The sequence below is a fragment of the Flavobacterium bomense genome (assembly GCF_003970355.1).
Genome location: NZ_RYDJ01000008.1, coordinates 99,726 through 122,433, shown reverse-complemented (window position 1 = coordinate 122,433; position 22,708 = coordinate 99,726). Strand labels below are relative to the sequence as shown.

Here is a 22,708-nt window from a genome sequence, read left to right as displayed (position 1 = left end):
ACCATTTTACATTGAAAATAATAAATAAGTTCTATCCACACGCCATAGCCATACTTGGTTTTGTTGTGATTTCTCTGCTATATTTTTATCCTGTGTTGCAAGGAAAGCAAATTTTCCAGTCTGATATTGTGCAATATACAGGAATGGCCAAAGAGCAAAATGACTTTAGAGCCACCGATGATGTGGAGCCGTATTGGACTAATTCCGCATTTGGAGGTATGCCAACCTATCAACTAGGAGCAAAATATCCACACGATTATATTGGTGCGATAGACGATGCATTGCGATTTTTACCGCGTCCTGCGGATTATTTATTTTTATATTTTCTTGGATTTTATGGCTTGATGCTGGTATTAAAAGTGGATCCTTTAAAAGCCTTTTTTGGTGCATTAGCCTTTGGTTTATCTACCTATTTGATAATTATTCTTGGAGTTGGTCATAATGCTAAAGCACACGCTATTGCGTATATGCCACTGGTTATTGCTGGATTTATTTTGGTGTTTCAAAAAAAATATATTCTTGGAGGTTTGATTACGCTTTTTGCGACAGCATTAGAAATCAATGCGAATCACTTCCAGATGACCTATTATTTATTGATTTTCTTATTGATTCTTTCTATATATTTTGTGTACCAGCAAGTAAAAGAAAAAGACTATAAATCGCTACTGTATTCATTTGGAATACTTGCGGTTGCGGGAATATTTGCTATTGGCACCAATGCGACTAATTTATTAGCTACTGCCGAATATGCAGATTTTAGTACTCGAGGGAAAAGTGAATTAACCTTTAATCCTGATGGTTCAAAAAAGGATAGTAATAGCGCCTTGACGTATGAGTACATAACGGAATACAGTTATGGAATTATGGAAAGTTTTAATCTGATAGCGCCCCGACTTTTTGGAGGCTCAAATAATGAGGCAGTAGGAAAAGACAGTAATATGTTTGAACTAATGGTGGGCAAGGGCGTACCAGAAGATCAAGCAACTGATTTTGTTTCAGGAATGCCAACCTATTGGGGAGATCAACCCATAGTTGCTGCTCCCGCATACATTGGTATAGTGGTTTTCTTTTTGGCTATTATGGCCTTGTTTATTGATACACGCAAAATAAAATATGTATTCCTTTCTGGAGCTGTAGTTGCTTTGATACTTTCATGGGGGAAGAATCTTCCTTTAGTGACTGATTTTTTTATTGACTATATTCCTATGTACAATAAATTTAGAGCAGTTTCCTCCATACAAGTTATTCTTGAATTGTGTTTTCCTGTTCTGGCTATTATGGGATTGCAGTCTTTCTTTACATTGGACAAAAAACTACAAAAGAAAGCCGTAATGGAGACCGGTGTTTTAGGGCTGGGATTAATACTGATCTTGTTTTTTAGTAAAAGTATGTTCAGTTTCTCTGGAGGTAATGATGCGTATTATCAACAAAGTTACGGACCTGACTTTGTTAATGCCTTAAAACAGGACCGAATGAGTTTGTATAGTGCTGATTTATTGCGATCTGGTTTCTTGATAGTAATTACAGCGGGTATTTTATGGTTGTTTATTAAAGATAGGTTTGCTCAGAAAACCGCTATTATACTTGTAGGCTTATTGATGGTTTTTGATTTGTTTTTTGTTGATAAAAATTATGTGTCAGGAAAAGATTTTGTCAGCGGCAGGGAAGTGGAAGTCCCATTTCAGGAAACAGCTTCCGATGTTGAAATTCTCAAGGATACAACTCATTACAGAGTTTTTGAAGTAAGTGGAAACTTGTCCAGCGCACGTGCTTCTTATTTTCATAAATCAATTGGTGGCTACAGTGCCGTGAAGCCGCGAAGAATGCAACAATTATTTGATTATCAAATTGCCAATAATAATATGGAAATCCTAAACATGCTAAATGTCAAGTATGTAATTCAGACGGATAAGGAAGGAAAAGAATTTCCAACTTCGAACCCAAATGCCAATGGGAATGCCTGGTTTGTAAGCAGTGTGAAAGTAGTTAATACCCCTGATGATGAGATGAAATCTTTAGGACAACTAGATACTAAAGATGTCGCAATATTTAACCGGCATGAGCATGGATCTAAGTTTAGAAATGTTGGATTGAAAAGGAGATGGGATACCAGTGGAACCATTCAATTAGATGTTTACAAACCCAATTATCTTAAATATACTGCTAATAATACTAAATATGCTTTAGCAGTTTTTTCTGAAATATATTATGAAAAGGGATGGAATGCCTATGTTGATGGCGTAAAAACAGTTCATTTCCCTGTTGATTATGTATTGAGAGCACTAGTTCTTCCAGGGGGGCAACACAAAATAGAATTCAAGTTTGAACCTCAAGTTATAAAAACCGGAAGCACGATTACGTTGGTAAGTTCCATAGGAATGTTGTTGCTTTTGATTGGTGGGATTTATTTTGAAAGAAAAAAAAGGCGTTAGCTGTCTGATATTTATTTGTAAATTTGATCTAATAAATTTCGAATACATTCTAAATTTTTAATGCAATGGGTAAAGTCAAATTAAATCACGAACATCAACAGTAAAGGAGGCTAGATATGTTGAGGAAACAAGAGGATTGACTTATCAGCAACGTTTTGAAAAACTGATGGCAATAATCGAAATATCTTGTTTATTAAAGGCAGCAAAGAAATATTCAAAATCAAAATAATTTGAAATGAATATGCATAAACAAATAATAGATGTTTGGAAGTACTTGTCAGAAAACAAGGTAAACTATTTAACTATCGGTGGATTTGCAGTAAATATTTACGGCTACGGAAGAAACACAGGAGATATTGATATTTTCATTGAAGATACGATTGCTAATCGTGGAAATTTAAGAAATGCGATCAAACAAATTGGTTTAGGTGATTTTTAAAGTATTAATACAATGCAATTTATTCCGGGTCGGACAGATTTCACTCTAAATATTAATTTTAGATTGGATATTATGACTTCTGTTAAAGGTTTAGAAAATTAGCCTTTTGTAGTACTTTTAGAAAAAGCAAATATCATAGATATAGATGGAATTCCAGTGTTTTTTATTGATTATGATAATTTGATTATTTCCAAAAAAGCAGCTAATAGACTTAAAGATCAACTAGATATTGAAGAGTTGGAGAAACTAAATAACAAAAATATTTATTAAAATTATGATAGAATTATTCGGTTTAAAATCGTTTCAACAAATATTGTTGTTACTTTTTTTATTAGGTTTTATTTTTGGAGTATTGTTTGGTATTTACTTATTTATACCTGACAAATTTAAATATTATTCAGTAATCCCCGCTTTACCGGCTTTTTACATTATTTCAAAAGGATTGTATCAAAACAGTACTTTGTTTTTTACGGATTTAAAATCAATTACAACAAAATCCTAAACTTGGAACCAAAAAAAATTTTAATAATTACCTATTATTGGCCACCGGCTGGAGGACCTGGGGTACAACGTTGGCTAAAGTTTGTTAAGTATTTGCCAGATTTTGGCATTCAGCCGATTGTGTATATTCCGGAGAATCCAACGTATCCTATTGTTGATGAAAACTTGGTTAAAGAAGTTTCAGATAAGACCATTATTTTGAAACAGAAAATTTTTGAACCGTATCAACTGGCTTCGTTTCTTTCGAAAAACAAAACCCAAAAAATCAGTTCCGGGATTATTCCAAATCAGAAAAAGCAATCTTTTTTAGACAAAACTTTTCTTTGGATTCGCGGGAATCTTTTTATTCCAGATGCACGTGTTTTTTGGGTAAAACCATCAGTTGCTTATCTGGAGAAATATATTGTAGAAAGCAATATTGATACCATAGTTACTTCCGGACCACCGCACAGTCTGCATCTTATTGGAATGGAATTAAAACAGAAATTAGATTTAAAATGGTTTGCTGATTTCAGGGATCCATGGACCACTATTGGTTATCACAAATCCTTGCGATTGTCGAGTTTTGCTGCTAAAAAACACAAAGCACTAGAACACCAGGTTTTGAATACAGCCGATACCATTATAGTCACGAGTAAAACTACTAAAACTGAATTTGTAGCGATTACAAATAAGCCCATTGCGGTAATTACCAATGGGTATGATACGGAGCAAGTCGAAAAACAAGCGTTAGATTCTAAATTTTCTTTGGCGCACATTGGTTCTTTTCTTTCCGAGAGAAATCCTCTGATTTTATGGGAGAGTTTGGTTGAATTGATTCATGAGATTCCGGAGTTCAAATCGCATGTAGAAATAAAGCTAATCGGAGCAGTCAGTCAAGAAGTTTTGGAAACTATGACACAATTCGGGTTAAATTCCTATTTGAATAATTTGGGGTATGTTTCGCATGCAGAAGCGATTGCACATCAAAGAAAATCCCAGGTTTTGTTGCTTGTCGAAATTAATTCTCAAGAGACTAAAAGCATTATCCCTGGGAAATTATTTGAATATATGGTTTCCAACCGTCCAATTATTGCAATTGGTCCCAAAGGTTCTGATTTTGCCGAAATTATTACCACTACCAACACAGGCATATTTTTTGATTATTCGGAGAAAATGAAACTTAAAAGTGTAATTTTGGACTTTTATAATCAGTTTTTGGAAGGTAAATTGCAAGTAAATGGAGTTGGATTACAGCGTTATTCCAGAAAAAATCTTACCAAAGAATTGGTTGAACTGCTTAATAAAATATAAATTAAAAGTGAGATTGCTTTGTGTCTCGCAATGATAAAGAAATGGGAATAGTATTAAATCAATCTTTAAAGAATACAATAATTACCTATTTTGGTTTTGGTATTGGGGCAATAAATACACTTTATTTGTATCCGTTTTTTTTAGGAACAGTATTTTATGCCTTAACAAACTACATTCTTTCTTGGGCAAATATCATTATGCCTTTATTGGCTTTTGGTATGCAAAATACGTTGGTGAAGTTTTATACTCAGTATAAAACAGAAGAAGAACGCTCCAAGTTTCTCTCGTTTACTGTACTAATTCCTTTCTTGTTGTGTATCCCTTTAGTATTGATTGGATTATTCTTTTTTGAACCTATTTCATTATACTTGAGCAAAGAAAATCCTGTAGTTAAAGATTATTTATGGCTTATTCCATTTATAGGACTTAGTATGGCTTATTTCGAGATTTTTTATGCTTGGGCCAGAGTGCACATGCATTCGGTTTTTGGAAATTTTGTGAAAGAGGTAGGGCTAAGATTATTTTCTTTATTTGCTTTGATTGGAGTCTATTATAAATGGATTACAGTGGTACAATTTATTTATGTTACTGCTATTATTTATTTTCTGGCTTTTGCTATAACGATGTTTTATGCTTTCCGAATAAAAAAACCTGTATTTCAGTTTTCCATTCCTCAAAATGTGAAAGATGTTTTAGTATATACTTTTTTCATTATTTTATCAGGTAGTGTTGCGGTTATGTTGTTGGATATTGATAAAATTATGCTGAATCAATACATTAAAATTGAGAATATAGCCTATTATTCCGTTGCTACTTATATTGCATCTGTCATAGCAGTTCCCAGTAGGGCGATGCATCAAATTACATATCCCATAACGGCTAAGTTAATGCATGAGAATAAACAGGATGAATTAAATGATTTGTACAAAAAGACTTCAATTAATCTGCAAGTTGTAGGTGGTTTTGTAATGCTGTGTATTTTTGTCAATATCAACCAGTTGTATATAATGGTTCCAAAAGAGTATAGTGGAGGAATTCTAGTGGTATTTTTGATTGGGATTTCTAAATATTTTGATTTGATTTTAGGAAATAATAATGCTATTATTTTTAATTCAAAATACTACCGTATGGTCTTGTTTTTAGGTTTATTACTTGTTTTTCTAACAATAGGACTGAATATGTTTTTTATACCAAGATATGCTATAACAGGAACTGCAGTAGCTACTTTGTTATCAATAACGCTGTATAGTTTGGCTAAACTGCTTTTTGTAGTCAAGCGTATGCACTTGTATCCGTTTACAATACAGACATTATATTCTCTTGCGATAACTTTTGTATTGTTCTTGATGTTTTATTTCTGGGAATTTCCTTTTCATCCAATCATAAGCATAGGATTAAAATCTATTTTAGTAGCCATTTTATATATTTATATTAATTACAAGTTTGTTATTTCAATAGAGATAAACGAAGCTCTGAATTTGGTTATAAAAAAATTCACCTAAATATTATTTATTTTCGGATTGTTACGTATTAAGTCACTTATTTTCATGTATTTATAATTATTTTTTTTATATTTAATAAAAAATAGAAATGCAAAATATCACTAAAAGTGGGTATTGTGAAGTTCTAAAATTGCCATTATTTTTGTAAACGTCATTTTGTCACTACTAGTAAAAAAATTAGAGATAAATTATCTGAAATAATATGAAAAGCAATACAAGTATAACCGAGGAGAATTTTATAAAGTTTTCCTCCATCCTGGAAAATAAAACCAACCATGGATTTATAGTGTTGGAACGAAACGACAAGTTGCCCTTCGCTATTTTATTAAAAAAAAGACAAAAAGTAGATCATCTTTTTAATTTTTGTATCTGTTGCATTACATTAGGACTGTGGTCCATCGCCTGGATTTATATTACACAGGTTTCCTCAAAAGCTAAAAAAATACTTGTAGCTATTGATGAAGATGGAAATACTTTTGAAGAGAAATGTTATATGGGATAATATTTATAATTTATCTTTCAAATATTTTCCCGTAACAGATTCTTTTATTTTAACAACTTGTTCCGGAGTTCCTACCGCCAATAATTTCCCGCCATTTTCCCCGCCCTCAGGCCCCAAATCAATAATCCAATCCGCACATTTTATTAAATCAAGGTTGTGTTCAATAACAATAATTGAATGTCCTTTATCAATCAATGCATCGAAAGACGCTAATAATTTTTTGATGTCATGAAAGTGCAGTCCCGTTGTAGGTTCGTCAAAAACAAATAAGGCTTTGTCTTTTGTAGCTCCTTTCACTAAGAATGAAGCCAGTTTTATTCGTTGGGCTTCGCCTCCGGACAGAGTAGAAGATGATTGGCCTAATTGAACATATCCCAATCCCACATCTTGCAAAGGCTGTAATTTTTGAGTTATTTTAGGTTGTTTATTAGTATTGAAAAACGCAATCGCATCGTCTATGGTCATTGTAAGAATATCATGAATGTTTTTGCTTTCAAAAGCTACTTCCAGTACTTCTTTTTTGAATCGTTTCCCGTTGCAGGTTTCACAAGGTAATTGTACATCAGCCATAAAAACCATTTCTACGTTGATAGCACCTTCCCCTTTACATGTTTCACATCTCCCTCCATCAACATTAAAAGAAAAATGTTTGGCTTGATAGCCTCTAATCGTTGATAGTTTTTGTTTAGCATACAATTCTCGGATATCATCATACGCCTTGATATACGTCACCGGATTAGAACGGGAACTTCTTCCTATTGGGTTTTGATCTACGTATTCTATGTGTTTAATTTGAGCAAAAGAACCGGTCATTTCAGTAAATTGTCCTGCTTTTTCACCTGCGTTTTCCAACTTTTTTTGCATGGCCGGAAAAAGGATTTTCTTAACAAGCGTACTTTTTCCACTTCCAGAAACTCCTGTAATAACCGTTAATACATCCAGTGGAAAAGTAACATCAATATTTTGTAAATTATTTTCTCGTGCTCCTTTTATGTCTATAAAATTCTTGAAAAGTCTTCGTTTTTTAGGGACGGTAATTTCTAAATCACCGTTTAGATATTTTGCTGTAAGTGAAGTAGATTTTAGTATTTCATCATAGGTTCCCTGCGCGACTAAATGCCCGCCTAAAGTTCCTGCTTCCGGACCTATATCAATAATCATATCAGCGGCTTTCATGATATCCTCATCGTGTTCTACCACAATGACCGTATTGCCTAAATCGCGTAACGATAACAATACTTTTATCAAACGTTCTGTATCTTTTGGATGTAAACCAATACTGGGTTCATCCAAGATATACATTGAACCCACTAAGCTGCTCCCTAATGAAGTGGCTAAGTTGATGCGTTGTGATTCACCTCCAGAAAGTGTTGCAGAATTTCTGTTTAATGTAAGGTAGTCTAATCCTACTTCGGTTAAAAACGATAGACGGTTGTTGATTTCAACCATTAATCGCTTCGCAATTTGCTTTTCATACACATCTAAATCAATGTTTTCGAAAAAGGTTACCAGATGTTTAATCGGTAAATCAACTAAATCAGAAACCGTTTTTGCGTTTATTTTCACGTAGGAAGCTTCTACTCTCAAGCGTTTTCCTTTGCAGGAATGGCATTTGGTTTTGCCTCGATAGCGCGAAAGCATTACTCTGTTTTGAATTTTATAATTTTTTTCTTCCAGTTCTTTAAAAAAATCATTCAGCCCTTGAAAGTAGCTATTTCCATTCCAAATTAGTTCTTTTTGATCCTCAGACAACTCATAATACGGTTTGTGTATTGGAAAATCAAATTTGTAGGCATTATTTACTAATTCGTCGCGAAACCAGCTCATACTTTCTCCTCGCCAAGGGAAGATTGCGTTTTCATAAACAGACAAAGTGGTATTTGGCACGACTAATTCGGAATCAATTCCTATAATATTTCCATATCCTTCACAAACGGGACATGCTCCATACGGATTATTGAAGCTGAACAAATGAACGTTGGGTTCTAGAAATGTAATACCATCCAACTCAAAATTATTGGAGTAGGAATACTTTTTATCAGCGTTTAATTCTTGTAAATGGCAGATCCCTTTTCCTTCAAAGAAAGCAGTTTGCACCGCATCAGCAAGACGATTGTAGAATTCTTCTTCTCCGGAAGTATCGTGATTGACTACAATTCGGTCAATGATTAAGAATATTTCTTTTTTATCTAGTGAATCCGGTAAGTCGTCCAGACGAACCATTTCGTTATTCACTAATATTCGGGCAAAACCTTGCTGTAATAGGACCTTTAGTTTGTCTTCCAGTTTGCGTCCTTCTTCCAGATGAATCGGAGCAAGCAGCAACCATTTGCTGTTTATTGCAAATGTTTTGACATCGGTAACGACATCGGTAACGTTATTTTTTTTGACTTCCCGACCAGAAATAGGCGAATACGTGCGTCCAATTCTGGCAAAAAGCAATTTTACATAATCGTATATTTCGGTTGAGGTTCCTACAGTAGAGCGGGCATTGGTAGTATTCACCTTTTGTTCAATAGCAATTGCCGGAGCAATTCCTTTGATGTATTCCACTTTTGGTTTATCCAATCGTCCAAGAAATTGTCTCGCATACGAAGATAAACTTTCTACATAACGGCGTTGCCCTTCGGCATATAAAGTATCAAAAGCCAAGCTTGATTTTCCAGAACCCGAAAGTCCCGTGATAACCACTAATTTATTGCGGGGAATGGCGACGTCTACATTTTTTAGGTTGTGTACTTGCGCTCCTTTTATAATAATATTTTTCTTTGGATCTAGTTTCGAAAGGTCAACTTGCATAAAAATGATAATTTTTACAAAAGTAATCAATTTTGAACAGAGAAAAGGGAATGAACAACTCACAAATAATCATAAAAAGCACGGTTGAAAAGTGCTTTTCTTCTTGTATCGTTTTAATGTTTTCAATCCAATAAATAAATACTATTATTAATTTTATTTTTGAAAAATTAATAACAAGAACTTTTGAAAACAAAATTATACATTTTTCTTTTTTTAATATCTTTTTGTGTTTTTCGCAAGAGCTACCGCCAATTGTAAAATATTTCTCTACTACTTATGGTGCAGGAAATCAAAACTGGATGATTTCTCAAGATCAAAATCATTATGTTTTCTTTGCAAACAATGAGGGATTATTAGAATTTAATGGATCTAATTGGGAATTGTATCCATCACCAAATGAAACTATTGTTCGTTCTGTAAAAGTGATTGGAAATAAGATTTTTACTGGTTGTTATATGGAATTTCAGTTTTGGAAAAAACGAATAATTAGTGGAGTTTTAGAAATAAAATTGGCGAATTTGATTATTCTGCTAAATATTTTGAAATTACAAACAACTTGAATGTATTCATCGGCATGCTATTTGTGTTGTAAATGTGAAAAAACAAGAAAAATTTTAACAAATTTCAATGAACATCTGTTAATTTATATTAATTTTACTTGGATCTTAAAATAATAATTGGTTAAATTTGAAAACTTTAATAAACCTAAAAACTCTTTAGCCTATATACAAAACTACTTTTTAGAGAAAACTCTCCAATTTTAATTAAAAACTAAAAAGTATAATTATGGTTAATATACAACTCCCTGACGCATTATTGGTAAAGGAATACATCTCAGGTAATGAGGATGCCTTAGCTAAATTGATAAAAAGGCATGAATCAAAAATTTTTGGTTTTATATATTCTAAAATTCCGGATAGAGATATTACCAAAGACATTTTTCAGGATACTTTTATCAAAGTAATAAAAACTTTAAAATCAAATTCGTATAATGAAGAAGGTAAATTTTTACCTTGGGTAATGCGTATTTCCCATAATCTGGTTGTTGATCATTACCGAAAAACTAAAAAAATGCCCATGTTCAGAGAAACGGAAGAGTTTTCCATTTTCTCAATTATGTCCGATGATTCGTTGACCATAGAAAACAAAATAATATCGGAACAAGTCGAACTGGATTTAAAAAAACTAATAGAAGAACTTCCTGCTGATCAAAAAGAAGTTTTGGTGATGCGAATGTACCAGGATATGAGTTTTAAGGAAATTTCAGAGACAACAGGAGTGAGTATCAATACCGCCTTAGGGAGAATGCGTTACGCTTTGATGAATTTGAGAAAAGTGATTGATAAACACCAAATTGTTTTGACTAATTGACAATATACTGAAACTTGCTGCGTTGTAATAGAAAACAAATTTGTATTACTCTATGGCAAAAACTTACTCAAAAAAATCATTAGTTTCTCAAACAATGAAACCCAGTAAAGAAACAATTTCTTTTTTATTAAGCTATTCTAAGGCGTTAAGCATACTGAAAATAGACAATAAAAATTTCGAAATTATATCGAATTGACCAAGAAATAGCAGCTTTCCTATTTTATTTGGATTGTAAAAGACTAGAAAACCGCTTATTCCATTTGGAAGCAGCGGTTTTTTAGCATACTTTATTTTTTATAATATGTATCAATAACCGTTTTTCGGCCAATAGTTTTAGTAATAATATCCTGATCTAAATCCCAGCCACGAGCCGGAGAATATTCTCTTCCGTACCAAATAATTTGAAGATGCAGGTCATTCCAAATTGCTTCAGGAAAAAGGCGTTTAGCATCTTTCTCTGTTTGAACTACGTTTTTCCCATTGGTTAAATTCCAGCGGTACATCAAGCGATGAATGTGTGTGTCAACCGGAAAGGCTGGAACTCCAAAAGCTTGGGACATCACAACACTGGCCGTTTTATGTCCTACCGCGGGTAATTCTTCCAGAAATTCAAAACTCTGAGGTACTTTTCCGCCATGTTTGTCAATTAATATATGGGATAAACCATGAATTCCTTTTGATTTCATTGGCGATAAGCCACAAGGCCGAATGATTTCCTTAATTTCTTCGACAGACATTTTGATCATATCAAACGGATTATCTGCTTTTGCAAAAAGTAAAGGAGTGATTTTATTTACTTGAATATCCGTACATTGTGCGGATAATAAAACGGCAATCAGCAACGTATACGGGTCTTTATGATCCAAGGGAATTGGAATCGTAGGATATAGTTTTTTTAACGTATTTATAATAAAAATTACACGTTCCTGTTTATTCATTATTTATTAAATTTGATTGGTAAAGAAAAACAATTTCGGCGGCATTAGCAAAATTCAAATTCAAATCAATAAAAATAATGACAACATTAAAAAAAGGAGATAAAGCACCTGATTTTTCAGGTCTGGATCAAGATGGAAAATTACATCAATTAACAGATTATGCAGGTAAAAAATTAGTAATTTTCTTTTATCCAAAAGCAAATACGCCAGGATGTACAGCTGAGGCTTGTGACTTAAGAGATAATTTCGAGCGATTTGAAGCAAACAATTATGCTCTTCTGGGCGTTAGTGCCGATGCTCAAAAAGCACAGGCCAAGTTTAAGGAAAAGTATAACTTTCCTTTTCCATTACTTGCAGATGAAGACAAATCAGTGATACAGGCTTTTGGGGTTTGGGGTCCCAAGAAATTTATGGGAAAAGAGTATGACGGGATCCACAGGACTACTTTTGTAATTGATGAAAACGGGATTATTGATGAGGTTATCTCGGCTGTAAAAACCAAAGTGCATGCTGCTCAGATACTAAAATAAGGATTCCGTGGTGTCATCCTTTATTGCATTTGCAAATATAAATGCAAACCAACTTTTAATAATAAACAAAGTCCAGATCTGCGGTTTTAATTGACCCCAGCTCTGGACTTTGTTTTTAATTTAACTCAAAATTTGACTACTGATTCACGAATTGATTTCCTTCAAAACTTTAGTAGGATCAAATCCAAAAAGTCTGTGTTCCTTAATTATTTCTGCAATACCAGGGGGAAGCATTGTTTCCCAACCGGGCTTTCCATTATTAATCATATTTAAAACTTCACGAGAGAACACCTCTAAAATAGAGGGGTCATAATCATCTATATCAACTACTTTTCCGTTGAATTTAAAGAATTTATAGAGTTCTTTCATTCTTGGGTGTACTTTTAAATTTTCGGAGGTGATTATTTCTCCATTTTCCCCAATCATTGGATACAAGAATACTTTCATGTCGCGGTAGAATAATTTCCCGAAAGCTTCCAGAATTCCGCCACTTAAATGACGGTAATATTTCTCGTCAAAAATATCTATTAAATTATTCACACCCATGGCTAATCCCATTCTGGCTTTGGTATAATTCGCAAAATACTCCACTACCTTGTAATATTCCTGAAAATTTGAAATCATTACGGTTTGTCCAAGTGAACAGAGTAATTCAGCTCGATCCATAAAATCTCTTTCATCGATTTCTCCATCAGATCGTAGGTTGGATAATGTAATTTCAAAAATCACTAATGTGTTTTCCGGACTGACCTTGTTCTCATTTAAAAACATTTTTAATGATTTCTCATACATGTCCATGTTGACTTTTGTAACGGGACGAAAACTACCCCTAAAAGCAAGGATGTTTTTCTTGTATAATATAGCAGCAGGAAGTATGTTTATTCCATCAGGATTAAACATAACGGCATCAGTCATTCCATTTTTGACTAATTGTAAACTCATCAAACGATTGTCAACATCAGCAAAACGTGGACCTGAGAAATTTATGGTGTCTATTTCTAATTGATCTTTGTCTAAATGGTCATACAAATAACGCAAGAGACGTTTGGGATCATTGTATTTGTAATACGCCCCGTAAATTAAATTTACGCCCAGAATACCCAATGTTTCCTGTTGCAAACGCACATCAGTTTCTTTAAATCGAATGTGAAGAATAATTTCATTATAATCCTCATCCGGCTCAATTTGATAACTAATACCAACCCAGCCATGTCCTTTGAATTGTTTGGCAAAGTCAATAGTGGCCACGGTATTCGCATAGCTAAAAAACATTTTATTAGGATGTTTTTCTCTGCTTAGCCTTTTTTCTATTAGATTTACTTCATGAGAAAGCATTTTTTTGAGTCGACTTTCAGTCACATAACGACCGTCCTCTTCAATTCCATAAACGGCATCGCTAAAGTCTTTGTCATAGGCTGACATTGCTTTTGCAATTGTACCTGACGATCCACCAGATCTAAAAAAATGTCTTACAGTTTCCTGTCCAGCGCCAATTTCTGCAAAAGTTCCATAGATATTTTCGTTCAAATTGATACGAAGTGCTTTATCTTTGACTGAAGGGATTTGTTCGATGATTTTATCACCTTTTAATTTTATTTCTGTATCCATTTTCTTTTAATATGGCTAATATTTTGTAAAGTTAGTTAAATAGGTTTCTAATGAAAGGGAATTAACCCTATTTTTGCAAATAAAATAAAGAAAGTTGACGGTATATTTTTTAGGAACTGGTACATCACAAGGCATTCCTGTTATTGGTAGTAATCATCCTGTTTGTAAAAGCTCTGATTCTAAAGATAAAAGACTGCGCGTCTCTGTATGGATTTCTTGGGAGAATTATTCTTTTGTAATTGATTGCGGACCTGATTTCAGACAGCAAATGCTTGCGTCAAATTGCCAGAAAGTAGATGGTATTTTATTTACTCATGAACATGCGGATCATACCGCAGGAATCGATGATATTCGGCCTTTTAATTTCAAACAAGGAGAAATTCCAATTTATGCACATCAACGGGTTATAACTAATCTAAAAAGACGTTTCGATTATGTTTTTGAAACGGTCAATAAATATCCCGGTGCGCCTTCTGTTACAACTATTGAAGTTGTCAACAACCAGTCATTTGCCATTGGCAACAAAACGGTTGTCCCCATCAGTGTCATGCATGGAAATCTTCAGGTTTTTGGGTATCGAATTGATGATTTTGCCTACTTAACGGATGTGAAAACTATTGAAAAAAGTGAAATAGTCAAGTTAAAAAATCTAAAGGTATTGGTTGTAAATGCTTTACGGGAAGAGTCTCATGAAACGCATTTCAATTTAAAAGAAGCGTTGGATTTTATAGCTTTGGTCCAACCAGAAAAAGCCTATCTTACACATATTAGTCATATCATGGGGTATCACGAGGAGGTTCAAAAAAATCTCCCCGAGCATGTTTATCTCGCCTATGATAATCTAGAAATTAAAATTTAATTATATTTAAAATGAAAAATTCATTATTCCTGTACCTTACTATTCTGGCTGTGCTTTCTACTGTTTTTACGTATATGTTTTTGAGTAAACAAGTAGTATTTGAGCAAACTAGATATGAAAAAACCACTAAAAAATTAAGAGACAGTCTGAGTTTGGTTTCGAATCAATTAGTGGATGCCAACTATTTTTCTTTGGAAAAAAATGAGAATGCTCAAAATTATTTTGATACTACAAGCGCTAACAAAACAATTCAATACGAGAAATTGATTCCTTTCGTCACTGAAAAATTATTGGATTTGAACGCCAACCCAAAGGGAAATCCGTATACGGGTCAAGATCAAATTAGCACAAATAAATTTATTATTAACAAAGTCAAAATACTAAACCACAGATGGATTATTGCTGATTATAGTGATGGTGAAATTTGGGGTGAAGTTTTGTTGAAATATTTTGTCAATGAAGATAAAAGTATTTCTTTTGAGGTCAATCAATCGTTGTTGTACCAAAAATAATTAAGGTGCCGTATTCCGTTTATAAAGACCTGAATACGGCACAAATATTATTTATTCATTCTCTAAAATCCAGTTTTTGAAGTCATAAAAATTCTGTGGAGCAACTCCATGACCTATAGGATATTCTTTGAAGGTTATATTTATCCCTAAATTTTCTACTATTGCTGGTGTTTTTCTAGCCCATTCAACTGGAATTACTTGATCCACTGTTCCATGTGAAGCAAATATTTTCAGGGTATGAAAGTTGTTTTTTAGGTAATCCTCAGTGACAATTTCTAAATTTAAGTACCCGCTCATCGCAACTACTTTTTGAACCTTTTCAGGGTACGAAAGTGCAACTGCATAACTCAATATAGATCCTTGGCTGAAGCCAATCAATGTGACTTTCTCAGCATTTATGGGGTAGGTTTGAATTAATTCATCAATAAATCCGGCAATTAAATCTCTTGAAACTTTGGCTTGATCGTGATCCGAAAATTTATTTTGATCCGCATCAAAATTGATTGCATACCATGCATATGCACCGTATTGCATGTTATAAGGCGCACGTGCTGAAACAATATAATATTCATCAGGAAGCTCGGTTGCAAATGAAAATAAATCGTCTTCATTGCTGCCGTATCCGTGCAATAAAAGTAAAAGTGGATTTTCGTCTAATTTTATTTTAGGCTCTCGTATTTTATATTCTAAAGATAAATTCATGGATTATGAGATGTTTGATAACCATTTTTGATAATACGTTCCCAATAATGGAACCGGTTTTGTTTCTCCTTTTATAGCACTGGTAATACCGTAAGACCATAAAACAAATACGAAAATCCACATGGGAGCCGAAATCATTAGGCTGTCAAAATTGCTGATGATTAATCCCAGTGATATGAATGTTAAAGTAAGTCCCAGTCCTTGACGGATGTGAAATGAAGCAAATTCATTTTTGTCCTCGGAGTTCATAGACATGGCAATAAATACGCCAATTCCTAAAATATAACTGGTGATTGCGGCCGTCTTTCCTGACTCTGAATTATTATTATTAATAGTATTCATTTTTTTATGCTAAAATTAATTTTCCTTGATTCACAATTCCGTACACTTTACCTCTTAGTTCAGTTCCTAAAAAAGCAGTGTTTTTAGATTTGGATAAAATGGATGATTTTGTAAAAATGCTTTTTGGTTCCGGATTAAATAAGGTAATATTTGCTTTTGAACCTTGATTAATTGATGCTGTTTCGATGCCAAAAGTTGTTTTTCCTGAAGTGAGTTTTTCTATTACGGTTTCTAATGGCAAAACAGTCATCAAAGCTCCAAAAGCACTTTCCAGACCAATAGTTCCATTCTTGGCTCCATCAAATTCCATTTTTTTGTGCTCAATATCCATCGGATTATGGTCGGATGTAATCATATCGATTGTTCCGTCTTTTATTCCTTTCAGTAATGCTTTCCTGTCGGTTTCAGTTCTAAGCGGTGGAGAAATTTTATAACGGGTATCAAAACCTTCCAGTTTTTCATCAGTTAGAACTAAATGATGCACAGCAACACTGCAGGTTACCTGCAGTCCATTGGCCTTAGCCTCTTTGATTAATTGTACTGATTTTTTAGTTGAAATAGTTGGAATATGAAGTTTTCCCCCAGTATATTCTAACAGAAATAAATTCCGTGCAATTTGTATTTCTTCGGCAAGATTTGGAATTCCTTTTAAACCCAGTCGGGTCGAAACTATGCCTTCATTGGCCACTCCATTTCCTTTTATATTTTCGTCTTGGGAAAAAGCAAGAATCAATCCATCAAAATCCTGAACGTATTGTAAGGCTATTTTTAGCAAATTAGCATTATCTAAACTTTTATTATAATCTCCAAAAGCAACGGCTCCCGCTTTTTTCATATCATATAATTCAGCCATGTCTTTTCCTGCACTTTCTTTGCTCAAAGCGCCGATAGGATACAGTTGAGTTGCAAATCCTTGTGCTTTGTTTAAAACAAAATTCACTTGGGATTGATTGTCAATAATAGGAAAGGAGTTGGGTTGTAATGCGATTGCCGTGAAACCACTTTTGGCAGCTACAGTAAGTCCGTTTGATATGGTTTCACGGTCCTCAAACCCAGGCTCCCCGAGCGAAACGCTACTATCAAACCAGCCTTGGGAGACATGTAAATTATCAAGTTGTATTTCTTCTGCTTTATCCAGATTTGGGAGCCAGGTTCCAATTTTTTGTATAAAACCATCAACAATTAAAATATCTGCAGTCTTATTATGAAAGGGACTTTTCGAATCGATAATTTTGGCGTCTCTGAGGATTAATTTCATATGTAGATACTATTTGTTTTTTTGATTGAATATGAAATTTGCATTGACTTTTATGACTAAAGTACATTCATGCTCATTTTATATTGATTTTTAAGTATTGAACTTCGTTATTTACTTTACGAATCGTATAATTGCCATTTCGGTTATTAGAAATAACAGTGCAAAGATAACAAACCATTTCCAAATTTGATTATCAGTTCTGTCAGTTTGTAAAGTGTCAAAGAACGATGGTATTGATTCGATTGTTTTATAGTCAGAAAGAATAGTCTCATTGGCTGAAGCCAAATCACTTTCGGTTCGGTTGTAATTGAAACTAATGTTTTCAATCCACTCTTTTGTATTGTAAATGCTGAAATTCCCTGCTTGTATCGGATAATCATTGAAAGTCATTTTGACTTTATTATTCAGAATTTGTTGGATAGGAATAAATTGTTCGTCTAAGCCTTTTGCCGTTAAAATAGCGCCTTTGTTTAGCGATGCTTCTATAAAATGCGGGTTGTTATTACCAATTATCAAGGCATTTACTCCGTTGTTTTGATTGTGCATCGCCATCTTGTAAAATGTAGGTACAATTAATGGCGATTGCTGAAAATTTGAATTTTCGATGTTAATAGGAGCAGCAAAAAAACTAACTGCTGAAACCGAATTTGCTATCGATGTCAAGAAAACGCTTTGGTCTTCATAAGACAAAGCAGCAGGAGAGGAACTGGATATTACAAAAGATTTTTTTGTCTTTGGATATTGAAAATTAGTCACTTTATTTTCAAAAACACTATGGAATATAGGATGATTGAAGTTGATTTTAGTAATCAATTTTTCTCTGTTTTCTAAAGAACTAAATTTGAGGTTTCCAAAATTCGACAAAAAAGAATTCATATTGGTAATGGAACTTATCGCCGAAGGAATTACAATTAAATTTCCACCTTTCTCTACAAAAGAGTTCAAAGTGGTTATCAAAGCTTGCGGAATTTCATCCAATTCATTAAGAATAATTGCGTCTTGTTCTTCCAGTTTATTATAGTCTAAGGTGCTTAAGGTATAATTGTTATAATTGAATTCTTCACTGGTATAAATTCTGGAAAGGAAGTTGCTTTTCGCTAGTTCTCCAATGCTGATAATGTTGGTTTTCTTCGTTTTTGAAATACTGAAAAAAAACGTGTTGTCATAAGACAAACCATTGTCAACTATAGAAAAATAACCATGAAAGGATTGTTTAGGAATCGTGAAACTGAGGTTTTTTTTCTTTGTGTCTAAAGTTGTTATCGTTTTAGCAATAAGCTTGTTTTCATTGTATAGAGAAATTGGAATCGGGTTGAAATTCTTGCCATAACTGGATATTTGGACACTAATTTCATAAAAATTTTCTACTGTTTTATGGATGAATACGCTGTCAATAGAAACATTGTTTTTTTGTTCTGCTTTTGGAATTATAAATGAAGGAGAATCAGTTGCATCACTATTTTTCAGTTGTTTTTCATCAAGACCTACCGCATCCGTAATGATGACGATATCTTTATTAAAAGCTGATTTATGCGCTTTTATTTTTGCCATTATATTGTCTAATTGGAACGGAGTTGGGCTGTATTTTAGATTTTGTAAAGCACTACGAACAGACTTTATATCCGTGTTCCAATAATTTTCGGAATTGGTAATTAAAGAAAAATTTACATTTTCCGGAGTTTCTTCAAGTAATTCCTGAACCGCTCTTTTTAATAATTCCCCTTTTTTGCCTTTGGCTTGCATGCTAAAAGAATTGTCCAAAATAATATACAATTCATTGGTGGCATTTTTGCTGTCTTGGGACTCGAAAAAAGGTTGCGAAAATGCGAAAATAAGGCAAGTTAGAAGTAATAAACGACAGGCGAGAAGCAACCATTTTTTGATTTTAGAGCTTTTTCTGGTTTGAATTGAAAGTGCTTTTAAGAACCGAACATTGGTGAAATATTCTTTTTTGAAATGGCGTAATTGAAACAAATGAACCAAAATTGGAACAATCAACAAGAACAGAAAGTATAAAATTTCGGGATGTTTAAAATGCATTCTGAGGTTGAGTTTACTTTACTGTATTTTGTTTTCAACGGTGTTCATTGAATTTCAGGAGTCAAAAATACAAATTTGTTGACAGTTTTAGATGAAGTTGTTATAATTTTTCAAAGGAATAAACTATTGACATTCATTAGGAATATAATGTGTATTTTAGCTTTCTAATAAATTTTAAAAACATGAAAAAGCCGTTTGCGGTTCTTCTATTAATCTTCCTTTTTACAAGTGTTCATGCACAAAAAAACAAATTGAATTTACTAATAGGAACCTATACCCAAAGTTGTGACAGTAAAGGAATTTATGTATATGATTTTGATTCAAACACAGGCGATTTCAGTTTTAAAAATGCGACTGAAAAGGTTATAAATCCCAGTTATTTAACGGTTTCAAAAAATAATAATTTTGTGTATTCCGTAAACGAAAATGGGACTAAAAGTACGGTGAGTTCTTTTAGCTATAATCCAGCAAGAGGAAAATTAGACTTAATCAACAAGCAAAGCTCCAAGGGTGCGGATCCTTGTTACATAATCAATGACGATAAAAATGTAATTGTTGCTAATTATTCCGGGGGAAATATTTCCGTTTTTGCTAAAAATAACGACGGAAGTCTAGCTGAAGCGAAGCAAGTTATTCAACATTATGGAAAAGGAACTAATACACAAAGACAAGAAGGTCCGCACGTACACATGGTTCATTTTTCTCCAGATAAAAAGTTTGTTTTGTCTAACGATTTAGGGAATGACAAAGTATATTCATACGCTTATAATCCTAATGCTGAACACACTGTTTTAGAATTAAAAGACAGCATTTCAGTGAAATCCGGGAGTGGACCCAGACATTTAACCTTTAGCAAAGATGGTAAATTTGTTTATTTATTACAGGAACTGGACGGCGCGCTAACAGTATTTAGTTATTCTAACGGAACATTGACAAAGATTGATGAAACGATTATTTTAGCCAAAGATTTCAAAGGATCATTTAGTGCTGCGGATATCCATATTTCACCTGACGGGAAGTTTTTATATGCCTCTAATCGCGGCGAAGCAAATAATATCACCATTTTTGAAATTCTAAAAAACGGAAAATTACTATTGAAAGGGCAAACCAGTAGTTTAGGAAAAGGACCTCGAAATTTCACCATTGACCCAACGGGAAATTTTCTTGTGGTAGCACATCAATATACCAATGATGTAGTGATTTTTAAAAGAAATAAAAAGACTGGATTGCTTGCTGATACTGGCAAAAAAATTGTTTTGTGTTCTCCGGTTTGCTTGGTTTTTACTAAGAATTAAAATTAAAAACTCACAAAAAAAGTGTTGAAAAACGAAAATTATTTTTCAACACTTTTACTATTTATTTTTGTTTTTATCTTTAGACCCCGATGTTCAGAAAAAAATCAGGATTTAGAAAATGAACACTAAACACGGAATACTGATCACTATTTGTTCTTGTCTTTTCTCTTTTTGTCTCTGGTTTTTAGCATATTCCTATTTACAGAACCATGTGTTTTTTTCTTAGTTACACCAGGGCCGCCTAAATTGACTTTTTTATTCTTTTTACTTTTCTCTTGAAAAGCGCCATCTCCGTCAAGTTTTTGTTTTTTCATCATAAACTTGATCGGTTGTCTCTCTTTTTCAGGTTCAATTAATTTTGATGAAATTTCAACGGTTTCTGGGAAAGGTTCAATAGCTAATTCCATATTCATCAGCACTTCAATCTCTACTTTAAATTCTTCTTCGCGAGGTGCGATAAGACTTATAGCGGTTCCTGTAGCATCTGCACGACCGGTTCGACCAATTCTGTGCATATACAATTCAGGTAATTCAGGCATTTCAAAATTGATAACGTGGGTAATATTGGAAATATCCAAACCTCTGGCCATGATGTCAGTAGTAATCAAACCACGTAAATTTCCTTCTTGGAACGAAGCCATCGTACTCAAACGATAATTTTGTGATTTATTCGAGTGAATTACTCCAAACTGACCTTCAAAATCCTCCTCGATTCGTTCGTGAACCATATCAGAAATTTTCTTATTATTGACAAACACCAGCACACGGCTCATGTCTTCGTTGTTTTGCAATAAGTGTTTTAAAAGGTTTATTTTAGTGTTAAAATTAGGAACCTGATAGGATATTTGTTTGATGTTTTCCAGAGGTGTTCCTGATGCCGAAAGCGTAACTTCTTGAGGATAATCAAAATAATCATTCAAAATCGCATCTACTTCATCTGTCATAGTTGCTGAAAACAGAATGTTTTGACGTTTTTTAGGCATCATGGCCAATATAGAGGTCAATTGGGTACGGAAACCTAAATTCAGCATTTCATCAAACTCATCTATTACCAGCTTTTGCATTTCTTCAAAACGAATCACATTATCCAGCGTTAAATCCATGATTCTTCCTGGAGTTCCCACTAGTATGTCGCAACCTGCATACACTGCTTTCTTTTGGGTATTGATATTGACACCTCCAAAGATTCCAATAGTACGAACCGACATGTATTTTGTCAATTTCTCAATTTCTTCCGCAACTTGTACAACAAGTTCACGAGTAGGAACCAGGAGCACTATTTTTGGGGTATGCCCGGGAGTAAATTTATATAGTTTCAACAAAGGCAAAAGGTAAGCAAATGTTTTACCAGTACCGGTTTGAGCGATTCCCATCATATCTCTTCCTGACATTATCACAGAAAATGTTTTTTCTTGAATAGGAGTAGGAGTTGTAAACCCTAAATCATCTATCGCTTTTTGTACGGATTTAGGAAGATTGAATTGCTCAAAAGTAGTCATTTGCTTAAATTTTTTGCAAATATAGTCTTTTTGAAAGTAATGCTCTAAAAATGATAAATATCACAAATCAAACGCATTAAAAACACCAGTTTTCCATTTAATTTTTCAAGCAAATTATATTAAATTCAACAGATTATACGTGATAAATATGTTTGTTGTTAGTGTATTTATTTGATAAGTAGCAAGAAAGATATATTGTCGCAATTATTAAAAAGAGTTTTTGCCACAGATTGTAAGGATTAAAAAGATTTTTAAAATTACATAACGAATTAATCTGTGCTAATCT

The 22,708-nt window shown here is 33.4% G+C and carries 20 protein-coding genes; 12 read left to right on the top strand and 8 right to left on the bottom strand.

The window, feature by feature from the left end:
• Nucleotides 1-11 precede the first annotated feature (11 nt).
• The 6 genes from EKL98_RS08845 to EKL98_RS08820 all read left to right on the top strand — a co-directional run bounded on the left by EKL98_RS08845 (nucleotide 12) and on the right by EKL98_RS08820 (nucleotide 6,669).
• A complete protein-coding gene (locus EKL98_RS08845; RefSeq protein ID WP_126555452.1) occupies nucleotides 12-2,432 on the top strand; it encodes a YfhO family protein in 2,421 nt (806 codons plus the stop codon).
• 235 nt (nucleotides 2,433-2,667) lie between these two features.
• Nucleotides 2,668-2,871, top strand: coding sequence for a hypothetical protein (locus EKL98_RS18055; RefSeq protein WP_233579320.1), 204 nt, complete (start codon nucleotides 2,668-2,670; stop codon nucleotides 2,869-2,871).
• A gap of 274 nt (nucleotides 2,872-3,145) precedes the next feature.
• Entirely contained in the window at nucleotides 3,146-3,373 is a 228-nt protein-coding gene (locus EKL98_RS08835) for a hypothetical protein (protein ID WP_126463410.1), read from the top strand.
• Between the two features lie 2 nt (nucleotides 3,374-3,375).
• Nucleotides 3,376-4,665, top strand: coding sequence for a glycosyltransferase family 4 protein (locus EKL98_RS08830; RefSeq protein WP_126562086.1), 1,290 nt, complete (start codon nucleotides 3,376-3,378; stop codon nucleotides 4,663-4,665).
• A 41-nt stretch (nucleotides 4,666-4,706) separates the two neighbouring features.
• A complete protein-coding gene (locus EKL98_RS08825) occupies nucleotides 4,707-6,167 on the top strand; it encodes a lipopolysaccharide biosynthesis protein (protein WP_126562085.1) in 1,461 nt (486 codons plus the stop codon).
• A gap of 202 nt (nucleotides 6,168-6,369) precedes the next feature.
• Nucleotides 6,370-6,669 (top strand): hypothetical protein, encoded by a 300-nt coding sequence (locus EKL98_RS08820; protein WP_126555461.1) that lies wholly within the window; start codon nucleotides 6,370-6,372, stop codon nucleotides 6,667-6,669.
• Nucleotides 6,670-6,672: 3 nt separating this feature from the next.
• On the opposite strand, the gene uvrA is transcribed toward EKL98_RS08820, so the two are convergent.
• On the bottom strand, nucleotides 6,673-9,468 hold the full coding sequence (gene uvrA / locus EKL98_RS08815) for an excinuclease ABC subunit UvrA (RefSeq protein WP_126562084.1): 2,796 nt from the start codon (nucleotides 9,466-9,468) through the stop codon (nucleotides 6,673-6,675).
• Between the two features lie 224 nt (nucleotides 9,469-9,692).
• Here uvrA and EKL98_RS08810 point away from each other — a divergent pair, with 224 nt between their 5' ends.
• Nucleotides 9,693-10,028, top strand: coding sequence for a hypothetical protein (locus tag EKL98_RS08810; RefSeq protein ID WP_317125149.1), 336 nt, complete (start codon nucleotides 9,693-9,695; stop codon nucleotides 10,026-10,028).
• A 226-nt stretch (nucleotides 10,029-10,254) separates the two neighbouring features.
• On the top strand, nucleotides 10,255-10,839 hold the full coding sequence (locus EKL98_RS08805; RefSeq protein ID WP_126562083.1) for an RNA polymerase sigma factor: 585 nt from the start codon (nucleotides 10,255-10,257) through the stop codon (nucleotides 10,837-10,839).
• Between the two features lie 287 nt (nucleotides 10,840-11,126).
• On the opposite strand, the gene EKL98_RS08800 is transcribed toward EKL98_RS08805, so the two are convergent.
• The gene (locus EKL98_RS08800; protein ID WP_126562082.1) at nucleotides 11,127-11,777 is read right to left on the bottom strand and encodes an endonuclease III domain-containing protein; all 651 of its coding nucleotides are present in this window, start codon (nucleotides 11,775-11,777) and stop codon (nucleotides 11,127-11,129) included.
• A gap of 77 nt (nucleotides 11,778-11,854) precedes the next feature.
• Between EKL98_RS08800 and bcp the strand changes: the two genes are divergently transcribed.
• The gene (bcp, locus tag EKL98_RS08795) at nucleotides 11,855-12,307 is read left to right on the top strand and encodes a thioredoxin-dependent thiol peroxidase (protein WP_126562081.1); all 453 of its coding nucleotides are present in this window, start codon (nucleotides 11,855-11,857) and stop codon (nucleotides 12,305-12,307) included.
• 144 nt (nucleotides 12,308-12,451) lie between these two features.
• Here the strand turns inward: bcp and EKL98_RS08790 are convergent, their stop codons facing one another.
• A complete protein-coding gene (locus EKL98_RS08790) occupies nucleotides 12,452-13,915 on the bottom strand; it encodes a TonB-dependent receptor (protein ID WP_126562080.1) in 1,464 nt (487 codons plus the stop codon).
• Nucleotides 13,916-14,009: 94 nt separating this feature from the next.
• On the opposite strand from EKL98_RS08790, the gene EKL98_RS08785 reads away from it, so the two are divergent.
• Both EKL98_RS08785 and EKL98_RS08780 read left to right on the top strand, forming a co-directional pair.
• Nucleotides 14,010-14,774 (top strand): MBL fold metallo-hydrolase, encoded by a 765-nt coding sequence (locus EKL98_RS08785; RefSeq protein ID WP_126463392.1) that lies wholly within the window; start codon nucleotides 14,010-14,012, stop codon nucleotides 14,772-14,774.
• Nucleotides 14,775-14,785: 11 nt separating this feature from the next.
• Complete coding sequence (locus tag EKL98_RS08780; protein ID WP_126555469.1) at nucleotides 14,786-15,286, top strand: hypothetical protein; 501 nt, start codon at nucleotides 14,786-14,788, stop codon at nucleotides 15,284-15,286.
• Between the two features lie 51 nt (nucleotides 15,287-15,337).
• Here EKL98_RS08780 and EKL98_RS08775 read toward each other — a convergent pair whose 3' ends face one another.
• From EKL98_RS08775 to EKL98_RS08760, 4 genes are all read right to left on the bottom strand, one after another.
• Nucleotides 15,338-15,988: an alpha/beta hydrolase gene (locus tag EKL98_RS08775; RefSeq protein WP_126562079.1), complete on the bottom strand. Its 651-nt coding sequence runs from the start codon at nucleotides 15,986-15,988 to the stop codon at nucleotides 15,338-15,340.
• Between the two features lie 3 nt (nucleotides 15,989-15,991).
• Nucleotides 15,992-16,330: a hypothetical protein gene (locus EKL98_RS08770; RefSeq protein ID WP_126455457.1), complete on the bottom strand. Its 339-nt coding sequence runs from the start codon at nucleotides 16,328-16,330 to the stop codon at nucleotides 15,992-15,994.
• 4 nt (nucleotides 16,331-16,334) lie between these two features.
• Nucleotides 16,335-17,588 carry a dihydroorotase gene (locus EKL98_RS08765; protein ID WP_126562078.1) on the bottom strand — a complete coding sequence of 418 codons (1,254 nt, stop codon included), beginning with the start codon at nucleotides 17,586-17,588 and terminating at the stop codon, nucleotides 16,335-16,337.
• Between the two features lie 111 nt (nucleotides 17,589-17,699).
• Nucleotides 17,700-19,628 (bottom strand): BatA domain-containing protein, encoded by a 1,929-nt coding sequence (locus EKL98_RS08760; RefSeq protein ID WP_126562077.1) that lies wholly within the window; start codon nucleotides 19,626-19,628, stop codon nucleotides 17,700-17,702.
• 182 nt (nucleotides 19,629-19,810) lie between these two features.
• On the opposite strand from EKL98_RS08760, the gene EKL98_RS08755 reads away from it, so the two are divergent.
• The gene (locus EKL98_RS08755; RefSeq protein WP_126562076.1) at nucleotides 19,811-20,923 is read left to right on the top strand and encodes a lactonase family protein; all 1,113 of its coding nucleotides are present in this window, start codon (nucleotides 19,811-19,813) and stop codon (nucleotides 20,921-20,923) included.
• 146 nt (nucleotides 20,924-21,069) lie between these two features.
• Here EKL98_RS08755 and EKL98_RS08750 read toward each other — a convergent pair whose 3' ends face one another.
• The gene (locus EKL98_RS08750) at nucleotides 21,070-22,422 is read right to left on the bottom strand and encodes a DEAD/DEAH box helicase (protein ID WP_126463381.1); all 1,353 of its coding nucleotides are present in this window, start codon (nucleotides 22,420-22,422) and stop codon (nucleotides 21,070-21,072) included.
• Nucleotides 22,423-22,708 lie beyond the last annotated feature (286 nt).

Excerpts from the sequence above, each read along its gene's own strand:
- EKL98_RS08770 (WP_126455457.1), bottom strand. The coding sequence starts at position 16,330 with ATGAATACTATTAATAATAATAATTCAGAGTCAGGAAAGACGGCCGCA.
- EKL98_RS08835 (WP_126463410.1), top strand. The coding sequence starts at position 3,146 with ATGATAGAATTATTCGGTTTAAAATCGTTTCAACAAATATTGTTGTTA.
- EKL98_RS08825 (WP_126562085.1), top strand. The coding sequence starts at position 4,707 with ATGGGAATAGTATTAAATCAATCTTTAAAGAATACAATAATTACCTAT.
- uvrA (WP_126562084.1), bottom strand. The coding sequence starts at position 9,468 with ATGCAAGTTGACCTTTCGAAACTAGATCCAAAGAAAAATATTATTATA.
- bcp (WP_126562081.1), top strand. The coding sequence starts at position 11,855 with ATGACAACATTAAAAAAAGGAGATAAAGCACCTGATTTTTCAGGTCTG.
- EKL98_RS08760 (WP_126562077.1), bottom strand. The coding sequence starts at position 19,628 with ATGCATTTTAAACATCCCGAAATTTTATACTTTCTGTTCTTGTTGATT.
- EKL98_RS08765 (WP_126562078.1), bottom strand. The coding sequence starts at position 17,588 with ATGAAATTAATCCTCAGAGACGCCAAAATTATCGATTCGAAAAGTCCC.
- EKL98_RS08750 (WP_126463381.1), bottom strand. The coding sequence starts at position 22,422 with ATGACTACTTTTGAGCAATTCAATCTTCCTAAATCCGTACAAAAAGCG.
- EKL98_RS08780 (WP_126555469.1), top strand. The coding sequence starts at position 14,786 with ATGAAAAATTCATTATTCCTGTACCTTACTATTCTGGCTGTGCTTTCT.
- EKL98_RS08790 (WP_126562080.1), bottom strand. The coding sequence starts at position 13,915 with ATGGATACAGAAATAAAATTAAAAGGTGATAAAATCATCGAACAAATC.
- EKL98_RS18055 (WP_233579320.1), top strand. The coding sequence starts at position 2,668 with ATGAATATGCATAAACAAATAATAGATGTTTGGAAGTACTTGTCAGAA.
- EKL98_RS08775 (WP_126562079.1), bottom strand. The coding sequence starts at position 15,988 with ATGAATTTATCTTTAGAATATAAAATACGAGAGCCTAAAATAAAATTA.
- EKL98_RS08805 (WP_126562083.1), top strand. The coding sequence starts at position 10,255 with ATGGTTAATATACAACTCCCTGACGCATTATTGGTAAAGGAATACATC.
- EKL98_RS08820 (WP_126555461.1), top strand. The coding sequence starts at position 6,370 with ATGAAAAGCAATACAAGTATAACCGAGGAGAATTTTATAAAGTTTTCC.
- EKL98_RS08755 (WP_126562076.1), top strand. The coding sequence starts at position 19,811 with ATGAAAAAGCCGTTTGCGGTTCTTCTATTAATCTTCCTTTTTACAAGT.
- EKL98_RS08800 (WP_126562082.1), bottom strand. The coding sequence starts at position 11,777 with ATGAATAAACAGGAACGTGTAATTTTTATTATAAATACGTTAAAAAAA.